At 43.2% G+C, this 15,203-nt stretch carries 11 protein-coding genes; 6 read left to right on the plus strand and 5 right to left on the minus strand.

Translation table 11 applies throughout. The features are described from left to right. From CXF65_RS05210 to metH, 4 genes are all read right to left on the minus strand, one after another. Positions 1 to 275: IS630 transposase-related protein (locus CXF65_RS05210; protein WP_101211284.1), on the minus strand; the 275-nt coding region annotated here is incomplete at its 3' end. Positions 276 to 310: 35 nt separating this feature from the next. Then, positions 311 to 874: a hypothetical protein gene (locus CXF65_RS05215; RefSeq protein WP_101211285.1), complete on the minus strand. Its 564-nt coding sequence runs from the start codon at positions 872 to 874 to the stop codon at positions 311 to 313. 449 nt (positions 875 to 1,323) lie between these two features. Continuing rightward, on the minus strand, positions 1,324 to 2,253 hold the full coding sequence (locus CXF65_RS05220) for a bile acid:sodium symporter family protein (protein ID WP_101211286.1): 930 nt from the start codon (positions 2,251 to 2,253) through the stop codon (positions 1,324 to 1,326). A gap of 202 nt (positions 2,254 to 2,455) precedes the next feature. Further along, the gene (gene metH / locus CXF65_RS05225) at positions 2,456 to 6,253 is read right to left on the minus strand and encodes a methionine synthase (RefSeq protein ID WP_101211287.1); all 3,798 of its coding nucleotides are present in this window, start codon (positions 6,251 to 6,253) and stop codon (positions 2,456 to 2,458) included. 584 nt (positions 6,254 to 6,837) lie between these two features. Here metH and CXF65_RS05230 point away from each other — a divergent pair. Both CXF65_RS05230 and CXF65_RS05235 read left to right on the plus strand, forming a co-directional pair. Beyond that, on the plus strand, positions 6,838 to 7,392 hold the full coding sequence (locus tag CXF65_RS05230; RefSeq protein ID WP_025652143.1) for a fasciclin domain-containing protein: 555 nt from the start codon (positions 6,838 to 6,840) through the stop codon (positions 7,390 to 7,392). Positions 7,393 to 7,857: 465 nt separating this feature from the next. Continuing rightward, positions 7,858 to 8,472: a fasciclin domain-containing protein gene (locus tag CXF65_RS05235; protein ID WP_025652144.1), complete on the plus strand. Its 615-nt coding sequence runs from the start codon at positions 7,858 to 7,860 to the stop codon at positions 8,470 to 8,472. A 342-nt stretch (positions 8,473 to 8,814) separates the two neighbouring features. Here the strand turns inward: CXF65_RS05235 and CXF65_RS05240 are convergent, their stop codons facing one another. Beyond that, positions 8,815 to 10,383 carry an alanine/glycine:cation symporter family protein gene (locus CXF65_RS05240; protein ID WP_101211288.1) on the minus strand — a complete coding sequence of 523 codons (1,569 nt, stop codon included), beginning with the start codon at positions 10,381 to 10,383 and terminating at the stop codon, positions 8,815 to 8,817. 983 nt (positions 10,384 to 11,366) lie between these two features. On the opposite strand from CXF65_RS05240, the gene CXF65_RS05245 reads away from it, so the two are divergent. From CXF65_RS05245 to CXF65_RS05260, 4 genes are all read left to right on the plus strand, one after another. Then, complete coding sequence (locus CXF65_RS05245; protein ID WP_101211289.1) at positions 11,367 to 11,999, plus strand: LemA family protein; 633 nt, start codon at positions 11,367 to 11,369, stop codon at positions 11,997 to 11,999. Positions 12,000 to 12,194: 195 nt separating this feature from the next. Continuing rightward, positions 12,195 to 13,388 carry a TPM domain-containing protein gene (locus tag CXF65_RS05250; protein ID WP_101211290.1) on the plus strand — a complete coding sequence of 398 codons (1,194 nt, stop codon included), beginning with the start codon at positions 12,195 to 12,197 and terminating at the stop codon, positions 13,386 to 13,388. A 73-nt stretch (positions 13,389 to 13,461) separates the two neighbouring features. Next, the gene (locus tag CXF65_RS05255) at positions 13,462 to 13,986 is read left to right on the plus strand and encodes a TPM domain-containing protein (protein ID WP_101211291.1); all 525 of its coding nucleotides are present in this window, start codon (positions 13,462 to 13,464) and stop codon (positions 13,984 to 13,986) included. Between the two features lie 144 nt (positions 13,987 to 14,130). Further along, positions 14,131 to 15,129, plus strand: coding sequence for an adenosine deaminase (locus CXF65_RS05260; protein WP_101211292.1), 999 nt, complete (start codon positions 14,131 to 14,133; stop codon positions 15,127 to 15,129). The last annotated feature ends 74 nt before the right edge of the window (positions 15,130 to 15,203 follow it).

Genomic DNA, 15,203 nt, shown 5'->3' on the forward strand with positions numbered 1-15,203 from the left:
CGCTTTAGGGCATGATGAATGCCTGTTTTACTACAGTTTAGACGACGTGCTCGCTCATACTGGTAATCATCAGGATGTTCTTTGACATCATTAAGTAGCACATCATCTGGTATTTTATAGGGTTTGGTTTGCCTGGTTGTTTTACTATGAACACGCCGCTTCCAGTTTTGTATGGTGGTTGGGCTCAGATTATAAAACTCAGCTGCCTCGGCAAAGGTCATACCCTCGTCTAAGCTTTTTAGTACTTGTTTGCGAAAATCTAGCGAGTAAGTCATGGTCTTTATAATAACAATTGAATTTGATAGTTAGTTTATAACACTTTTAAGTGGGATTGACTATATAGGTCGTAATGGTTATTTTCTTTGACCTTATTAAGTATAGAATCTTTTGCGATAATCTTCACATCACCTATGCTTATTTCATCTTTAAAATTTGGGATAAGTGCATTGAATGGAAGATAATAAGTCGTATCTTTTAGTTTGCCTCGAGCTCTTCGCTCAGCCTTAGATAATATTGAGGCATATCCAGTCTTACTGAAATCACCAGAACTTTTAATATGCATATAAATAGAATCTCTAATATCGTATATATATTCATCAATAGTTATCTTATGGTATAACTTTTTGGACTGTAGATCTCTAATAGCAATATCTCTAAGCTTTTCTCTAGATTTTGATGAAATTGGGAAGGCTCGCTGATTTGGATTTATATTTTTAACTTTTTTAGGTACATCTATAACGGCTGTAATCAGGTGGGCATCTTTATCAAAGTCCTTTTCATAGAGGTCATATGATTCTTCACGCAATTTGGATAGTCTCATTGCTTCACTAAATATAAAATTGAAATTTTCTATATTCTTTTCAGATGTACTCATAAGAACCTCATTACAAGATAAAGTAGGGTGCATTCTGCGGAAAACTTAGATACAGAAAAGAGTTAGCTTTTAACACTATTAGATTCTCTTGCTAGAAGATGCAGCTATATTTTTTGCTGTTTGTAACTGTCATACTAAATCTAGCTTCAGAACACAATACACAATGAACAGTAGCAAGAACAGAATGTTACCGCTAGCCTCACTTATTTCGAATATATGTGAGTATAGAAGCAAGAACAAGATTGATCACTACCTAAGTAACCAATCCCGCATCAGATTTTTATCTAAAAAGTTCTAGCTAAAACAATCCTTATAAATCCGGATTTAACCACTTCTTAGTAGTTCTCACATCCCAGCCTTTACGTTTAGCATAACTATCTAACTTTTCACTGCTTATTTTGCTGACGCTAAAGCACTCACAGCCAAGGTGTAAGCAATACAAACACTACTTACCTAGCATCTCTTTTAGCAAAGATATTCGCAACCAACGCACCACTAAAGTTATGCCATACACTAAATATCGCGCTAGGTAAGGCCGCGACAGGATTGAAATAAGTTGCTGCAAGGGCAGCGCCCAGACCAGAGTTTTGCATACCCACTTCTATCATAATAGCGCGGCGTTGTTTCTCCGTAAAGCCAGACAAACGGGCGATCAAATACCCCAAGGCATAACCGGTCATATTGTGTAGGGCAACGACAATAAAGACGATAGCACCGCTATCCAAAATAGTGGCTTTAGACACGGCAACCACTGCGGCTATAATGATAGAGATACCCAATACCGACACCATAGGTAATATCTCGGTGACGAACTCGATCTTTTTACCCAAAAATTTATGAAAGATAACACCCAGTAAGATGGGCAAGATTACGATTTTTGTAATGGTTATCATCATACTGGCCAAATCGATGTCAATCAGCTGACCTGCAAAAATACTGAGCAGAATAGGGGTCAGAAAAGGAGCAAGTAGGGTGGATATAGAAGTAATGGCAACACTTAGCGCCACGTCGCCTTTGGCTAAGAACGTAATCACATTACTAGACGTACCACCGGGGCAACAGCCAACCAAAATAACCCCAACAGCGATCAAAGGATCAAGATTAAAGATGACGGTTAGCAAGTAAGCAATCAAAGGCATTAAGGTAAATTGTGCCAACAGCCCAACCAATACGGGCTTTGGTCGCTTAATGATTTCTACGAAGTCTTCCGTCTTCAAAGTCATGCCCATGCCAAACATGATAATACCTAAGATCGGCACAATCAAAAACGCCAACGAGGCAAAGAATGCAGGAAAAATAAATCCTAAGACAGCACTGACCAATGCCCAAATTGCAAAAGTTTTGCCAATCCAACTGGACAGTAGAGCAATTTGATTCATAACCTTTCTTCCTGAAAATCATAGTAGGCAATAACTTAGCACGTATGTAGTCAGGAAATGATAAAAGTATTTTGCTATCAAGGTAGCGATAAGTTTGCTGACGTGGAGCAGGCTATTATTTTATAAAAAAATGGCTTACTCATATTAAATAAGTAAGCCAAAAATAACTATCAGATGTTTAGGGATTGACTAAATTTCATCCCTACAAATTCGGATTCAACCACTTCTCAGCCGTTTTCACATCCCAGCCTTTACGCTCAGCATAACTCTCTAACTGATCACGGCCGATTTTTCCGACGTTGAAGTATTCACTATCAGGATGCGAGTAATAAAAGCCGCTGACCGATGAGCCCGGCCACATTGCATAGCTTTCCGTTAATGTCGTACCGATCGCATCGGTAGTACCTAACCATTCGAATAGCTTACCTTTTTCCGTGTGTTCCGGACAGGCAGGGTAGCCAGGTGCTGGACGGATACCGACGTATTTTTCTTTGATCATCTCATCATTGGTTAGGTTTTCATCAGCCTGATAGCCCCAATAGTCTTTACGGATCAGCTCGTGCAAATGCTCAGCAAAAGCTTCTGCCAAACGGTCTGACAAAGCCTGCACCATGATGGCGTTATAGTCATCACCAGCCGCTTTATACTTTTCAGCGAGTGCTTCTGTACCTACCATCGATACCGTAAAGCCGCCCAAGTAATCGGTGTGCGTCTCTGATGGCGAGATAAAGTCTGCCAAGCTAAAGTTTGGCTTGCCACTGGCTTTGTCGCTTTGTTGACGTAAGTGTTCAAACTGATATTCTGCTGTGCCGCCTTCAGTCGGCGCTCGATCATAGACAGTGATAGTGTCGGCAGCCGTACGACGGGCTGGCATCAGTTTAAACACACCTTTTGCCACGACTAACTTTTCATCAATTATCTTTTGTAGGATGTCCTCGGCATTACCAAACAGATCACGAGCCGCTTCACCAACCACATCATCTTGCAAAATTTGGGGATATTTACCTGTGAGTCCCCAAGAGATAAAGAACGGTGTCCAGTCAATATAAGACAACAGGTTAGTGATGGGGTAGTCGTCAAATATTACTTGCCCTAACTTATTAGGGACAGGCGGCGTATAGTTTTCCCAATCGTATTGAAAGCCAATCTTAACCGACTCAGCGTACGATATCTTAGCGGCTTTGGGCTGGCGCTTGGCCAGACGCTCACGCACTTTAATGTATTCGGCGCGAGTATCATCAATTAACTGTACACGGTTCTCTTTAGAGAGCAGCTTGGTGACCACGCCGACTGCACGTGAGGCGTCGGATACATAGATGACGGCATCGTTTTGATATTGCGGCTCGACTTTGACCGCAGTATGCGCTTTAGACGTCGTTGCCCCGCCAATCATCAGCGGTAGGGTCATGCCGCGTTCTTGCATTTGCTTGGCGACATAGACCATCTCATCGAGGCTTGGGGTAATCAGACCCGATAGTCCGATGATATCGACTTTTTCGGCGATAGCAGTATCGAGGATCTTATCACAAGGCACCATCACGCCTAGATCGACGATGTCATAGCCATTACAGCCGAGTACCACGCCGACGATGTTTTTGCCGATATCATGGACGTCGCCTTTGACGGTCGCCATAAGGATTTTACCTTTGACCTCGCCTTCGACTTTTTCCGCTTCGATGTACGGGTTCAGCCACGCGACCGATTGTTTCATCACCCGTGCCGACTTGACCACTTGCGGTAAGAACATTTTACCCGAGCCAAATAAATCACCGACGATATTCATGCCGTCCATGAGTGGCCCTTCGATGACATCGAGGGGTTTGGGGTACTTCTCCCACGCTTCTTTGGTATCGGCTTCGATAAAGGTAGTAATGCCTTTGACCAATGCGTGCGCGATACGGGCTTCTACCGTGCCTTCGCGCCAGCTCATGTCGACAGTGCTGTCTTTTTTCTTACCACCGTCTTGGTAGTTTTCAGCGACCGTCATCAGGCGCTCAGTGGCATCTTGACCGGTTTCGCCTTGATTGCGGTTGAGCATCACGTCTTCGATGGCATCGCGTGCTTCTTTAGGGATGTCATCATACAGCTCAAGCATGGCAGGGTTAACGATACCCATGGTTAAGCCATTTTGAATTGCATGATAAAGGAATACGGAGTTGATGGCTTCACGAATCGGATTACCACGGAAGCTAAACGAGACGTTAGAGACGCCGCCCGATACCATGGCATTGGGCAGGTTATCGGTAATCCATTTGGTCGCATTGATAAAGTCTGCGCCATAATTGTTGTGCTCAGTGATACCGGTGGCGACCGCAAAAATATTCGGGTCAAAGATGATATCTTCTGATGGAAAGCCGACTTCATTGACCAAGACATCATAGCTGCGCTGACAAATCTCAGTTTTGCGCTCATAAGTATCAGCCTGTCCGTCTTCATCAAAGGCCATGACGATAATAGCAGCACCGTAGCGCATACATAGCTTGGCGCGTTCAACGAACTCAGCATGACCTTCTTTTAAGGAGATAGAGTTGACGACAGATTTGCCCTGCGTGCGCTTGAGACCTTCTTCGATGATTTCCCATTTAGACGAGTCAATCATTAAGGGTACACGGCTGATATCCGGCTCACCTGAGACCAAGTTGACGAAGTGAATCATCGCCTGCTTGGAGTCGAGCATGCCTTCATCCATGTTGATATCGACGATTTGCGCGCCGCCTTCGACCTGATCTCGCGCTACATCAAGTGCTTCCGTGTAGGCTTCGGTTTTAATCAAACGCAAGAACTTCTTCGAACCGGTGACGTTGGTACGCTCACCGACGTTGACGAATAAGCTCTCAGGCGTGATGGTAAAGGGCTCAAGTCCAGATAAGCGGCAGGCAGGCGCAATCTCAGGAATTTCGCGCGGTGGATATTTTGCCACCATATTAGCGATTTGGCGGATATGCTCAGGCGTCGTACCACAGCAGCCACCGACGATGTTTAAGATACCTGCTTTGGCAAAGCCCTCTAGCAGGGCCGTGGTTTCCTCGGCTGTTTCATCATACTCACCAAACTCATTCGGCAGACCGGCGTTCGGATGCGCGGAGACATAGGTATTGGCGATATTAGACAGCGTTTGAATATGCGGACGCAGGGCATCAGCACCAAGTGCACAGTTAAAACCGACGGTTAAGGGCTTAGCATGGCGAATCGAGTTATAAAAGGCTTCTGCCGTTTGACCAGATAGTGTACGACCTGAGGCATCAGTAATCGTCCCCGAAATCATAATCGGTAATTCAAAACCGATATCATCAAACACCCCTGTCACTGCAAAGATGGCAGCTTTGGCATTGAGCGTATCAAAAATAGTCTCGATTAGGATGAGGTCGACACCGCCTTCCATGAGCGCCAGTGTGGCTTCACGATAATTAAGCACCAACTCATCAAAGGTAATGTTACGAAAAGCAGGGTCGTTGACATCAGGAGATAGCGAGCAAGTTCGTGACGTTGGCCCTATGACTCCAGCGACGAAGCGTGGCTTGTCAGGCGTCTTGGCAGTGTATTCGTCAGCCGCTTCGCGCGCAATCTTGGCAGCCGTCTTGTTCAGTTCTGGCACCAGATACTGCATATCGTAGTCGGCCATCGACAGCCGCGTACCATTAAAGGTATTGGTCTCGATAATGTCTGCCCCAGCGGTCAGGTGGTCGCTATGAATCTCTTTGATCATCTGCGGCTGCGTGAGTACCAACAGATCGTTATTACCGCGCACGTCCTGCTCAATATTAGCGAAGCGCGCCCCGCGATAATCAGCTTCTTCCAGCTTATAATTCTGGATATGCGTGCCCATCGCGCCATCGAGCATCAAAATCCGTGAAGCCATTTGCTTGGTAATACGCTCGCGAGCGGTGAGCTGCTGTGCCTTGTAAGGAAATACCTCAGGCGGCGTTAGGACAAAATCGTTCGGAGTGGTGTTATCGTCAGCTGAGGTATTATCTGCTTGAGTAGCGGTTTGTAGTGTCATAGAAGGACTGCTTATATCGTCAATATTATGATAGGGAAGAAGAAAAGCGTTGGGAGCCATTCAAAGTAATAAATAAAAATTACACGCTTAAAAAAGAGAGAAATATACGTTATTTTAGCATGAAAATTCGTCGTCTCGAGGGATTGTAGCGATTGCTGTTTTGGCGATACCACAGCGTGATGTTGTCTCCTCAGCATTCGCTTGCTCATGCTACTACGACATGGACTAAAGTGTATGACATAAAATACTAGGGGACAAATGAATATCATTTCGCTTAAAGATTACATAAAGCTTTGTTTTTAAAATTAAAGTCTATTAAGCCACCTAAAAGACTGACATAAATTACATACTCATGACAAAAATAGCGTAAAAGTGAACTAATAAGGATGCTCTATATGTTAATTTGATTTCAGAAGGATTGACTTTTAGTAAGAACTGCTTACAAGCAAATGTTAATTATTTTTATTTAGTAATCATTATTAATACTTACCTATGCCAGTGCCAGCGAATTTTAAGAGTTAATTATCTACTCGTAAATTAGTAATACAATAATCAAGAATGATTCAATCATTAAGGACAATGTTATGAAAATTACCAAAATTGCTACTATCGGTACATTAGCGCTTTCGATCGCGGGTTTAACGGCTTGTAATAATATGATGCCTACTAAAAGCGCAGAGATGAAAGCACCCATGCATAGTCAATCTATGGCAAAAATGAATGTGGTACAAATTGCCCAGAGCAACCCGGACTTCTCGCTATTAGTTGAAGCAGTACAAGCGGCAGGCCTTGCGAGTGCATTGTCTGACCCTAATGCCAACTATACGATATTTGCTCCAACCAATGCCGCGTTTATGCAAGCATTGGCCGAAACTAAAATGACCAAGGCTCAGTTATTTGCTAATAAGCCACTGTTAACCAAAATCTTAGGCTATCACGTGATCAACGGCAATATGGCGATGTATGCCAAAGATGTGAAGCCTGGCAATGTCATGACCTTGAGCAATGATACCTTGATGGTGACCCCGAAAGGCCAACTAATGGATGAGATGGGTCGTACAACTAATATCGTCAAAACAGATATTGCCGCTACCAACGGTGTGGTGCACGTGGTTGATAGAGTATTGATGCCAAAATAACTTTTGATGTCATGATTGTTGACAGCAATGTTTATTAAAAGCAGTGCTTATTGAAATCAGTACTTATTAAAAGCAGTGCTCACTTTTTGTCTTTTTATATGATGACGCTGGTACTCGTACCAGCCATCGTTTGTGCAAGCTGATTATTAAAGATATTTTTAACGCTAATCTTTACTTCAGTTTTTGTTTAAACGTTACTTTATAAACGTTATTTTATCAATAATGGGGTAGTACACGTGATCAATACAGTGTTGCTACCTAAACAAGCATGAATTGCAGATTAATCAGTTAAAATCGTATTTATTGATATAGCAGAACTAATTTTAATACATGTTTAGAGTTGGCCAGTTGATTACTGAGACTTATTAATCGCTGACTGTTATCTTCATTAATGCACAAGTCACTTTAATAAGCCTCTTTATTAACTAAGCCCATAAACTAATTAACATCTACAAGGATATACCCATGTTAAAGAAGAATTTACTATCTATCGCCGTCGTTACCGCAGCAATGTCACTAGCCGCTTGTAATGACAAAGAAGCTGTTACTGAACCGGTAGAGCCTGAAGCCACGACTGAAACAATGGCTGAGCCTGAAGTCATGGTTGATCCATCTGCAGAAGCAGAGCCTATGGCTGACCCAATGGCAGATACCATGGCGACTCAAACGATTGCTGAAATAGCAGCGGGCAATGAGAACCTAACTATCTTGACCGCAGCGCTTCAAGCCGCTGGCCTTGATACTATGTTGATGGAAGACACCAAATACACCGTATTTGCTCCAACTGACGACGCTTTTGCTCCAGTACTAGAGAAGTTAGGCGTGACTAAAGAAGAGTTACTCGCTAACACCGATCTACTCAAAAAAGTACTTCCTTACCACGTAGTAGCTATGGAAGTTAAAGCCGCTGATATTCCCTATGGTACTGATATCAAAACCGCTAACGGCGCAACGATTTCTATCAGCGATGCTAATGTCATTACTGATGCGACCGGCGGAACGGCCAACATCACTGGTACTGATATAATGGCGACTAATGGTGTGGTACATACTATTGATGCAGTACTAATGCCTGAGTAAGTCTTAATACGTGGCTTATTTTTATATAAGTACATATATAAGCTACTGATGATATCTAAAAAGCTCAGCCGTCGCGCTGGGCTTTTTTGTGCTTGGATGATATGTGTGTAGTTTGTTCAGCCAATTTAGTCGGTTTCATTCAGATTGAGGACGCGCCCTAAACAGTATAATAAGTGGTTAATGGACTTGCCGCATATAGCCAAACTATCATCAACACTATATTTATCTTTGTCATACTTGAGTGTTAATCAAGTCAAACTTATAAAGCAAAAAGCCCGAGACAAGTGCCTCGGGCTTTCTATTTTACTTAGTAAGAGCAAACAGTAGATACTTTAAAGAACGTTATTTATGTTCTTTACGTAGTGGATCTGCTGCCATTCTTTGTTGCTCTTTAAGATGACGCTCTTCCCAATATGGCGCGTTTTTGATACCGAATTTAGCAGGATCAAAACTATAGCGTTTCACGCCAGCTTTACGCTGTGCTTCGTAGTCTTTAAGCATGGTAAGCGTAGGACGAGCCACAATGAAAATCATAAGAATACCCACGATATTCAACCAAGCCATAAGACCTACACCGATATCACCCAATACCCAAACATAACCGGCAGAATTAAGACCACCGTAGGCGACCATAACCATGATTAAAATTTTGACCAATAATAGGCCCGTTTTATGAGCACCACGACCGATAAAGCGTGTCAAATAAGTGACGTTGACTTCAGCGATATAGTAGTACGCTAGGATAGTCGTAAAGGCGAAGAAGAATACCGCAAGAGCGATAAACGAGTTACCATAAACCCCATATACTGATTCCATAGCCATTTGCGTAAATGCTGGAGAGCTAATTTCTGTAGCTGTATCTATATTGCTGACAATAAATTCTCCATCAGCTGCAGTTGTACACTTATTTGCCACAGTACACTGAATGTTATACATGCCAGTAGATAAAATCATAAAGGCCGTAGCAGAACAAACCAGCAACGTATCAACGTAGACTGAGAACGCTTGTACTAGACCTTGCTGTGAGGGATGCTCAACTTCAGCAGCAGCAGCAGCGTGAGGGCCCGTACCTTGACCGGCTTCGTTAGAGTAAATACCGCGTTTAACACCTAAATAAATAGCAGCACCAAAACCAGCTTGAGCCGTAAAGGCATCACTAATAATTAAACCAAATACTTCTGGAATCAAACTGAAATTGCTAAACATGATAATCAAAGCTAGAATAATATAGCCTAAAGCCATGAATGGAACGGCATACTCAGTAAAGGTTGCAATACGTTTAATACCACCAAAGATGATGACACCTAAAACCACTAGAATAATAGCCAATGCAATCAAACGCATAGAGCCTACTTCTAAGGCTCCGATGTTCATCACGGTACCTTCGCCCATTACTTGAGCAAATGCATTAACAACGCCATTAGCTTGAACACCCGGCAAAAAGATACCGCAAGAAATGATAGCGGAAATCGCAAATAAAATGCCGTACCATTTTTGACCTAAGGCGCGTTCAAAGTAATAAGCGGGACCACCACGGTATTCGCCAGTGATTACATCTTTTTCTTTATAAATCTGTGCTAGTGTCGATTCGACATAAGCAGTAGATGCGCCTAAAAACGCCACAATCCACATCCAAAATACCGCACCTGGACCACCGAATCCGATAGCAGCGGCTACCCCAGCGATGTTACCCAATCCTACTCGACCAGCAAGTGATACTGCCAGTGCCTGAAATGACGAAATACCATCGGCACTAGATTTACCAGTAAATAGCAATTTGATCATTTCACCAAATAGACGTACTTGTACAAAGCGCGTCATGATGGAGTAAAATAAGCCTGCACCTAAGCACAAAACTACTAAAGGGATACTCCAAATATAATTATTGATACTTCCAAAAATATCTTCCATATCTATATTCCTCAAACGTTCTCTACATGGTAATAGTCAGTAAAAGTGGCGTATGTTAAATAAAGCAATTGCAACTTTTACTAAATTAACCAACGAGTATGGATATCAGTTGTCTATATTTATCCGCTTGGTCTATTCGCAACACTGACCATGTGTATACCGCTCATTGGAGTCAATTTTAAAATGAGCTGCAGTTGCAATCCTTTGCTGTATTTATTATGCGGTACATCTTGTCATTACGTCATCGACGTAAAAGCTGTTATCAATGGACCAGCGGATAAAACAGTCGGTTGTGTAATTAAATACTTATCATTAAAGTGATAGCATTCAACTTGCTATGAGTCGTATCGATTGGCTACACTAGTAAAGGCTTATCATTTTGTCATCTAAGGTTTGTGGCAGTCCGTTAACAGGGTTAATGAGACATTCATAAGCCTTTAATACTAAACAAACGATAAGTCCACTACCAAATGTATTCAAACCGTACGGCTACGTAACTGCAATTTGCCATATTTTTAGTGCAATTACTAGAAATTTCTTTAAGAAATGCTGTATATCTCGATGTTTCAGACGATAGGGCCCATGATAAATAGCGATTAAATAAAGGAATTTTGTAACTGCTGTATTGTTATTTTACCTGCAAGCTATAGCGAAATCAGCTATAAGTAGACATAATTAGGCTTTTAAGAATAAGTAATCACAGTATAAGCAAGCACGAGTGCTAACGTGGCTAAGCGTTGCGGTTGTGTTTTGGTAACGATGAATTGTAAAAGGTGGCTTATATCGCCATTATTGGCAGGATATCTTGTAGGCTATTAGTATTAACCGTCACTCATTGCTAGCATTATCTATATTTTAAAGGTGGCCAGCAGTTGATAGACTGGATAAGTAGCGGCACAAGATGGTTAAATAAACGGTTATATCCGTTATAAAAAAACGTGTTACTAGGTATTTGTTATTTATCACTATTAGGAGAGACAACGATGACGCGTAAATCCATTGTAAAACCCATGTTGCTATCAGTAGTATTAGCGACTTCTACCGTTGGTTTGACGGGTTGTGGTTATAACAATCTGCAAGCTCAAGATGAGCAGGTAACGGCTTCGTGGTCAGAAGTGGTCAACCAATACCAACGCCGCTCAGACTTGGTGCCAAACTTGGTCAAGGTCGTACAGCAATACGCAGAGCAAGAGCAAGAGGTGTTTACCCAAGTTGCTGAAGCGCGCTCACGTGCGGGTGGTATTACCGTGACCCCTGAGGTGCTCAATGATCCTGAAGCGATGGAGCGTTATGCGGCTGCACAAGAGCAGATGACCGGTGCCTTGTCACGTCTAATGGCTGTCTCTGAGCGTTATCCTGAGCTAAAGTCAGATGCGCTATTCCAAGACTTGCAGGCGCAGTTAGAAGGGACTGAAAACCGTATCGCTGTGGCTCGTAACCGCTATATTCAAGAAGTACAAAGCTATAACACGACGGTGCGTCAGTTCCCAACCAATATTACTGCCAAAGTATTTGGGCTAGATGCAAAGCCAAACTTTACGGTAGCCAACGAAGACGCCATTTCAACGGCACCCAGTGTTGATTTTGACGACGACGATGCAGCGACTGCTCAGTAAAGTAAGACGCATAATATTTGTAGCATAAAATACATTTGCAGCATGAGATAAATGATGCTTAAGGTAAAGCGGTGTTTGCCGCTTTGCTTTTGGCGTTAATGCTTACAACATAAAAGTAGTAACCGTTAACGTAGTATCAATTAACGTAGCAACTATGCATTCAGCACAAACGGCACTTGAGGTGGTATAGATTAGATGAATCATTCAAAAGCACTCTTATCAGTATTACTATTTACGCTGAGCATCAGTAGTGCGCCAGTGCTGTATGCGGCACCCAATGATACGGCAGTGGCTAGTGATAGTGGCTCAAATAGCACCTCGAATATCCAACAAAATCGCAGCGTCGAGGATTTGGTGGCGATAGCCAAAGCAGGCGAGTCTAACGAAGCGATTAACGAGGCGGTTTTAGGTAACGAAGCGATTAATGGCGCCATACTTGGCAATGATGCGATCAATCCTAATGCGGCTAACGGTGACACGGCTAATAGTGAAAAGGCAGCAACACGAGCGCCTGCTAAGCCAGCTGTCCAATCAAGCGCTGAAAGCGTCGATGCGGATAAGCTGATATTAAATAGTCCTGTCGTTGACCAAGCCAATATCTTGAACCCGCAAGAAAAACAACGATTAGAGGCGCAGCTACGGTCGATTTATCAGCAAGGCTTTGCGCAAGCAGCTGTGGTCATTGTGCCAACGACCAATGGCGTGCCAATCTTTGACTATGCCTTACAAGTTGCAGAGAAGTGGGAGCTGGGCAATAAAGACATCGATGATGGCTTGCTGATGGTCGTGGCGGTCAATGATCGTGACATGTACATCTTAACCGGCTATGGATTAGAAGGGGTGCTACCAGATGCCGCCGTCAATCGTATTATTCGTGAAGACATCACGCCCCTGTTTAAGCAAAACGACTATGGTGCTGGGATACTAGCAGGCGTTGGGGCGCTTAAAATGCGTCTTGGTGCTGATCCTGAAGTGTTGGCGCGCGCTGATGCACAAGCGGCTGAACGCAGTCAAAGTCAAAACGATGTTGGTGACAGCCCATCGCCTGTTTTTTTATTCGTCATGGCGATGATATTTGGTAGCTTTATCACCAGTATTTTTGGTCGCATCTTTGGCTCTATCTTGACTGCTGGTGGTTTCTTTGCTGGCTCGCTGGCACTGGGCGGCGGCTTCTTTATGACCTTAATCATGGCGATATTTATATGGCTATTCTTAATCTCGCGTGGCTCCGGCGGTGGTCGTGGCGGACGCGGTGGTGGCGGTCGTAGAGGCGGCGGCATGATTTTCTTGCCCGGCATGGGCGGCGGTAGCGGTGGTGGATTCGGCGGTGGCGGCTTTGGCGGCGGCGGTGGTGGATTCGGCGGCGGCGGTGCAGGCGGTTCGTGGTAAGTGCTTAGGGCGTGCTGAATAGAAAAACACACTAATTGATCGTCAGTAATGATTTACTTGAGGAAATAATATAATGGCACAAAACAACTCGTCACAGCCAAGCTTTGCGCGCTGGTGGCGTCAAGTACTGTTTGTCCCTTTGCTACATAGCAAATGGCTGACAGCCGCAGCCAAAGCTCGTCTGACAGATAAGGTGACTAGCGCTGAGCGTGGACATCGCGGTGAGGTGTTTTTAATTATAGAAAATCATTTACCGATTCAGGAGGCTTTCCATATCGACTGTCGCGAGCGGGCGGTGGATTTATTTAGCGAGTATCGAGTGTGGGACACCGAAGAGAACACCGGCGTCTTGGTTTATGTCAATATCTGCGAGCACCAATTAGAGATAGTCGCGGATCGTGGTATCAGCACTCACGTGAGCCCCACAGTCTGGCGGGCAATGTGTGAAAAAGCTGTGTCTGGCATCGCCAATAAAAATACCGAAGAGAGCTTGGCTGAATTGTTAGATGAAGTTGGACAAGTCTTGCGTCAGTACTATCATCTTGAGCATGACCCTGCAGGCAATGAGCTGTCTGATACGGTGGTATTTTTGAAATAGTCTTTATGAAATAGTGTTTATAGTGGCAAAAACAGCTCAGCGTTTGTCCATAGGGTTTTACGGTAAATTGAAATATAATACTGACTCCAAAATAGAGGGTGCTGACCAAGAGGCATCTCGATAAAAAACCACGACTGGAACACTATGATTGAGTTAATAAAGAAACTGCCAAAAGCGGAGCTGCATTTACATATCGAAGGCTCACTCGAGCCGGAGCTGATGTTTAGATTGGCGAAAAAGAATCAAATAGATATTCCTTACACAGACATAGAAGACGTACGCCGCGCCTATAATTTTACCAATCTACAAACCTTTTTAGATATCTACTATGCGGGTGCCAATGTTCTCATCACTCAAGATGATTTTTATGATTTAACATGGGAATATATTCTGAAGTGTGTTGAAGACAACGTCATTCATACGGAGATATTTTTTGACCCGCAAACGCATACGGCAAGGGGCGTACCTTTTGAAGTCGTGATAACGGGCATCAAAAAAGCGCTTGCCGATGCCAAAGCACAATATGGCATCACTTCTTGCATCATCATGTGTTTTTTACGACATTTATCGCAAGCAGAGGCGTTCGAGACCTTAGAGGAGGCGCTGGCGTTTAAAGATGACATCATTGGTGTTGGTCTTGATTCTGCAGAATTGGGCAATCCGCCTGCTAAGTTTAAGGACGTTTTCCAAAAAGCCAAAGAAGCAGGCTTTAAGTTGGTTGCCCACGCTGGCGAAGAGGCAGACTTTACTTATATCTATGAAGCCTTGGATTTATTAGGGATAAATAGAATTGATCATGGCGTGCAATCGATAAAAAGCCCAGAGCTGATGCAACGCTTAAAAGACGAGCAAATGCCGTTGACGGTTTGTCCGAACTCTAATATCGAACTCAAGGTGTTTGAAACCTATCAAGAGCACAATATCAAAGCACTGCTAGATTACGGTCTAAATGTCAGCATAAATTCTGACGATCCAGCGTATTTCAAAGGCTATATGAATCAGAATTTTATAAATATATGCGAAAACTTACCGCTAACAAAAGACGATGTGGTTACTTTGGTAAAGAACGCCTTTCATTCTTCGTTTATCAGTGATGAGTTAAAAAAGCAGTATTTAGCAAAGGTAGATCTTGCTTTGCAATAAGCAATGATTGATGAAGTTTTTATTCGCTAGGGCTTAACGGTTGATGTCAATTGTTAAGCCTTTTCTTTTTATAC

The sequence above is a fragment of the Psychrobacter sp. Sarcosine-3u-12 genome, from assembly GCF_002836005.1.
Classification (GTDB): domain Bacteria; phylum Pseudomonadota; class Gammaproteobacteria; order Pseudomonadales; family Moraxellaceae; genus Psychrobacter; species Psychrobacter okhotskensis.

What these genes read in the sequence shown, in the direction of transcription:
- CXF65_RS05215 (WP_101211285.1), bottom strand. Translation starts at nt 874, where the DNA reads ATGAGTACATCTGAAAAGAATATAGAAAATTTCAATTTTATATTTAGT.
- CXF65_RS05220 (WP_101211286.1), bottom strand. Translation starts at nt 2,253, where the DNA reads ATGAATCAAATTGCTCTACTGTCCAGTTGGATTGGCAAAACTTTTGCA.
- metH (WP_101211287.1), bottom strand. Translation starts at nt 6,253, where the DNA reads ATGACACTACAAACCGCTACTCAAGCAGATAATACCTCAGCTGACGAT.
- CXF65_RS05230 (WP_025652143.1), top strand. Translation starts at nt 6,838, where the DNA reads ATGAAAATTACCAAAATTGCTACTATCGGTACATTAGCGCTTTCGATC.
- CXF65_RS05235 (WP_025652144.1), top strand. Translation starts at nt 7,858, where the DNA reads ATGTTAAAGAAGAATTTACTATCTATCGCCGTCGTTACCGCAGCAATG.
- CXF65_RS05240 (WP_101211288.1), bottom strand. Translation starts at nt 10,383, where the DNA reads ATGGAAGATATTTTTGGAAGTATCAATAATTATATTTGGAGTATCCCT.
- CXF65_RS05245 (WP_101211289.1), top strand. Translation starts at nt 11,367, where the DNA reads ATGACGCGTAAATCCATTGTAAAACCCATGTTGCTATCAGTAGTATTA.
- CXF65_RS05250 (WP_101211290.1), top strand. Translation starts at nt 12,195, where the DNA reads ATGAATCATTCAAAAGCACTCTTATCAGTATTACTATTTACGCTGAGC.
- CXF65_RS05255 (WP_101211291.1), top strand. Translation starts at nt 13,462, where the DNA reads ATGGCACAAAACAACTCGTCACAGCCAAGCTTTGCGCGCTGGTGGCGT.
- CXF65_RS05260 (WP_101211292.1), top strand. Translation starts at nt 14,131, where the DNA reads ATGATTGAGTTAATAAAGAAACTGCCAAAAGCGGAGCTGCATTTACAT.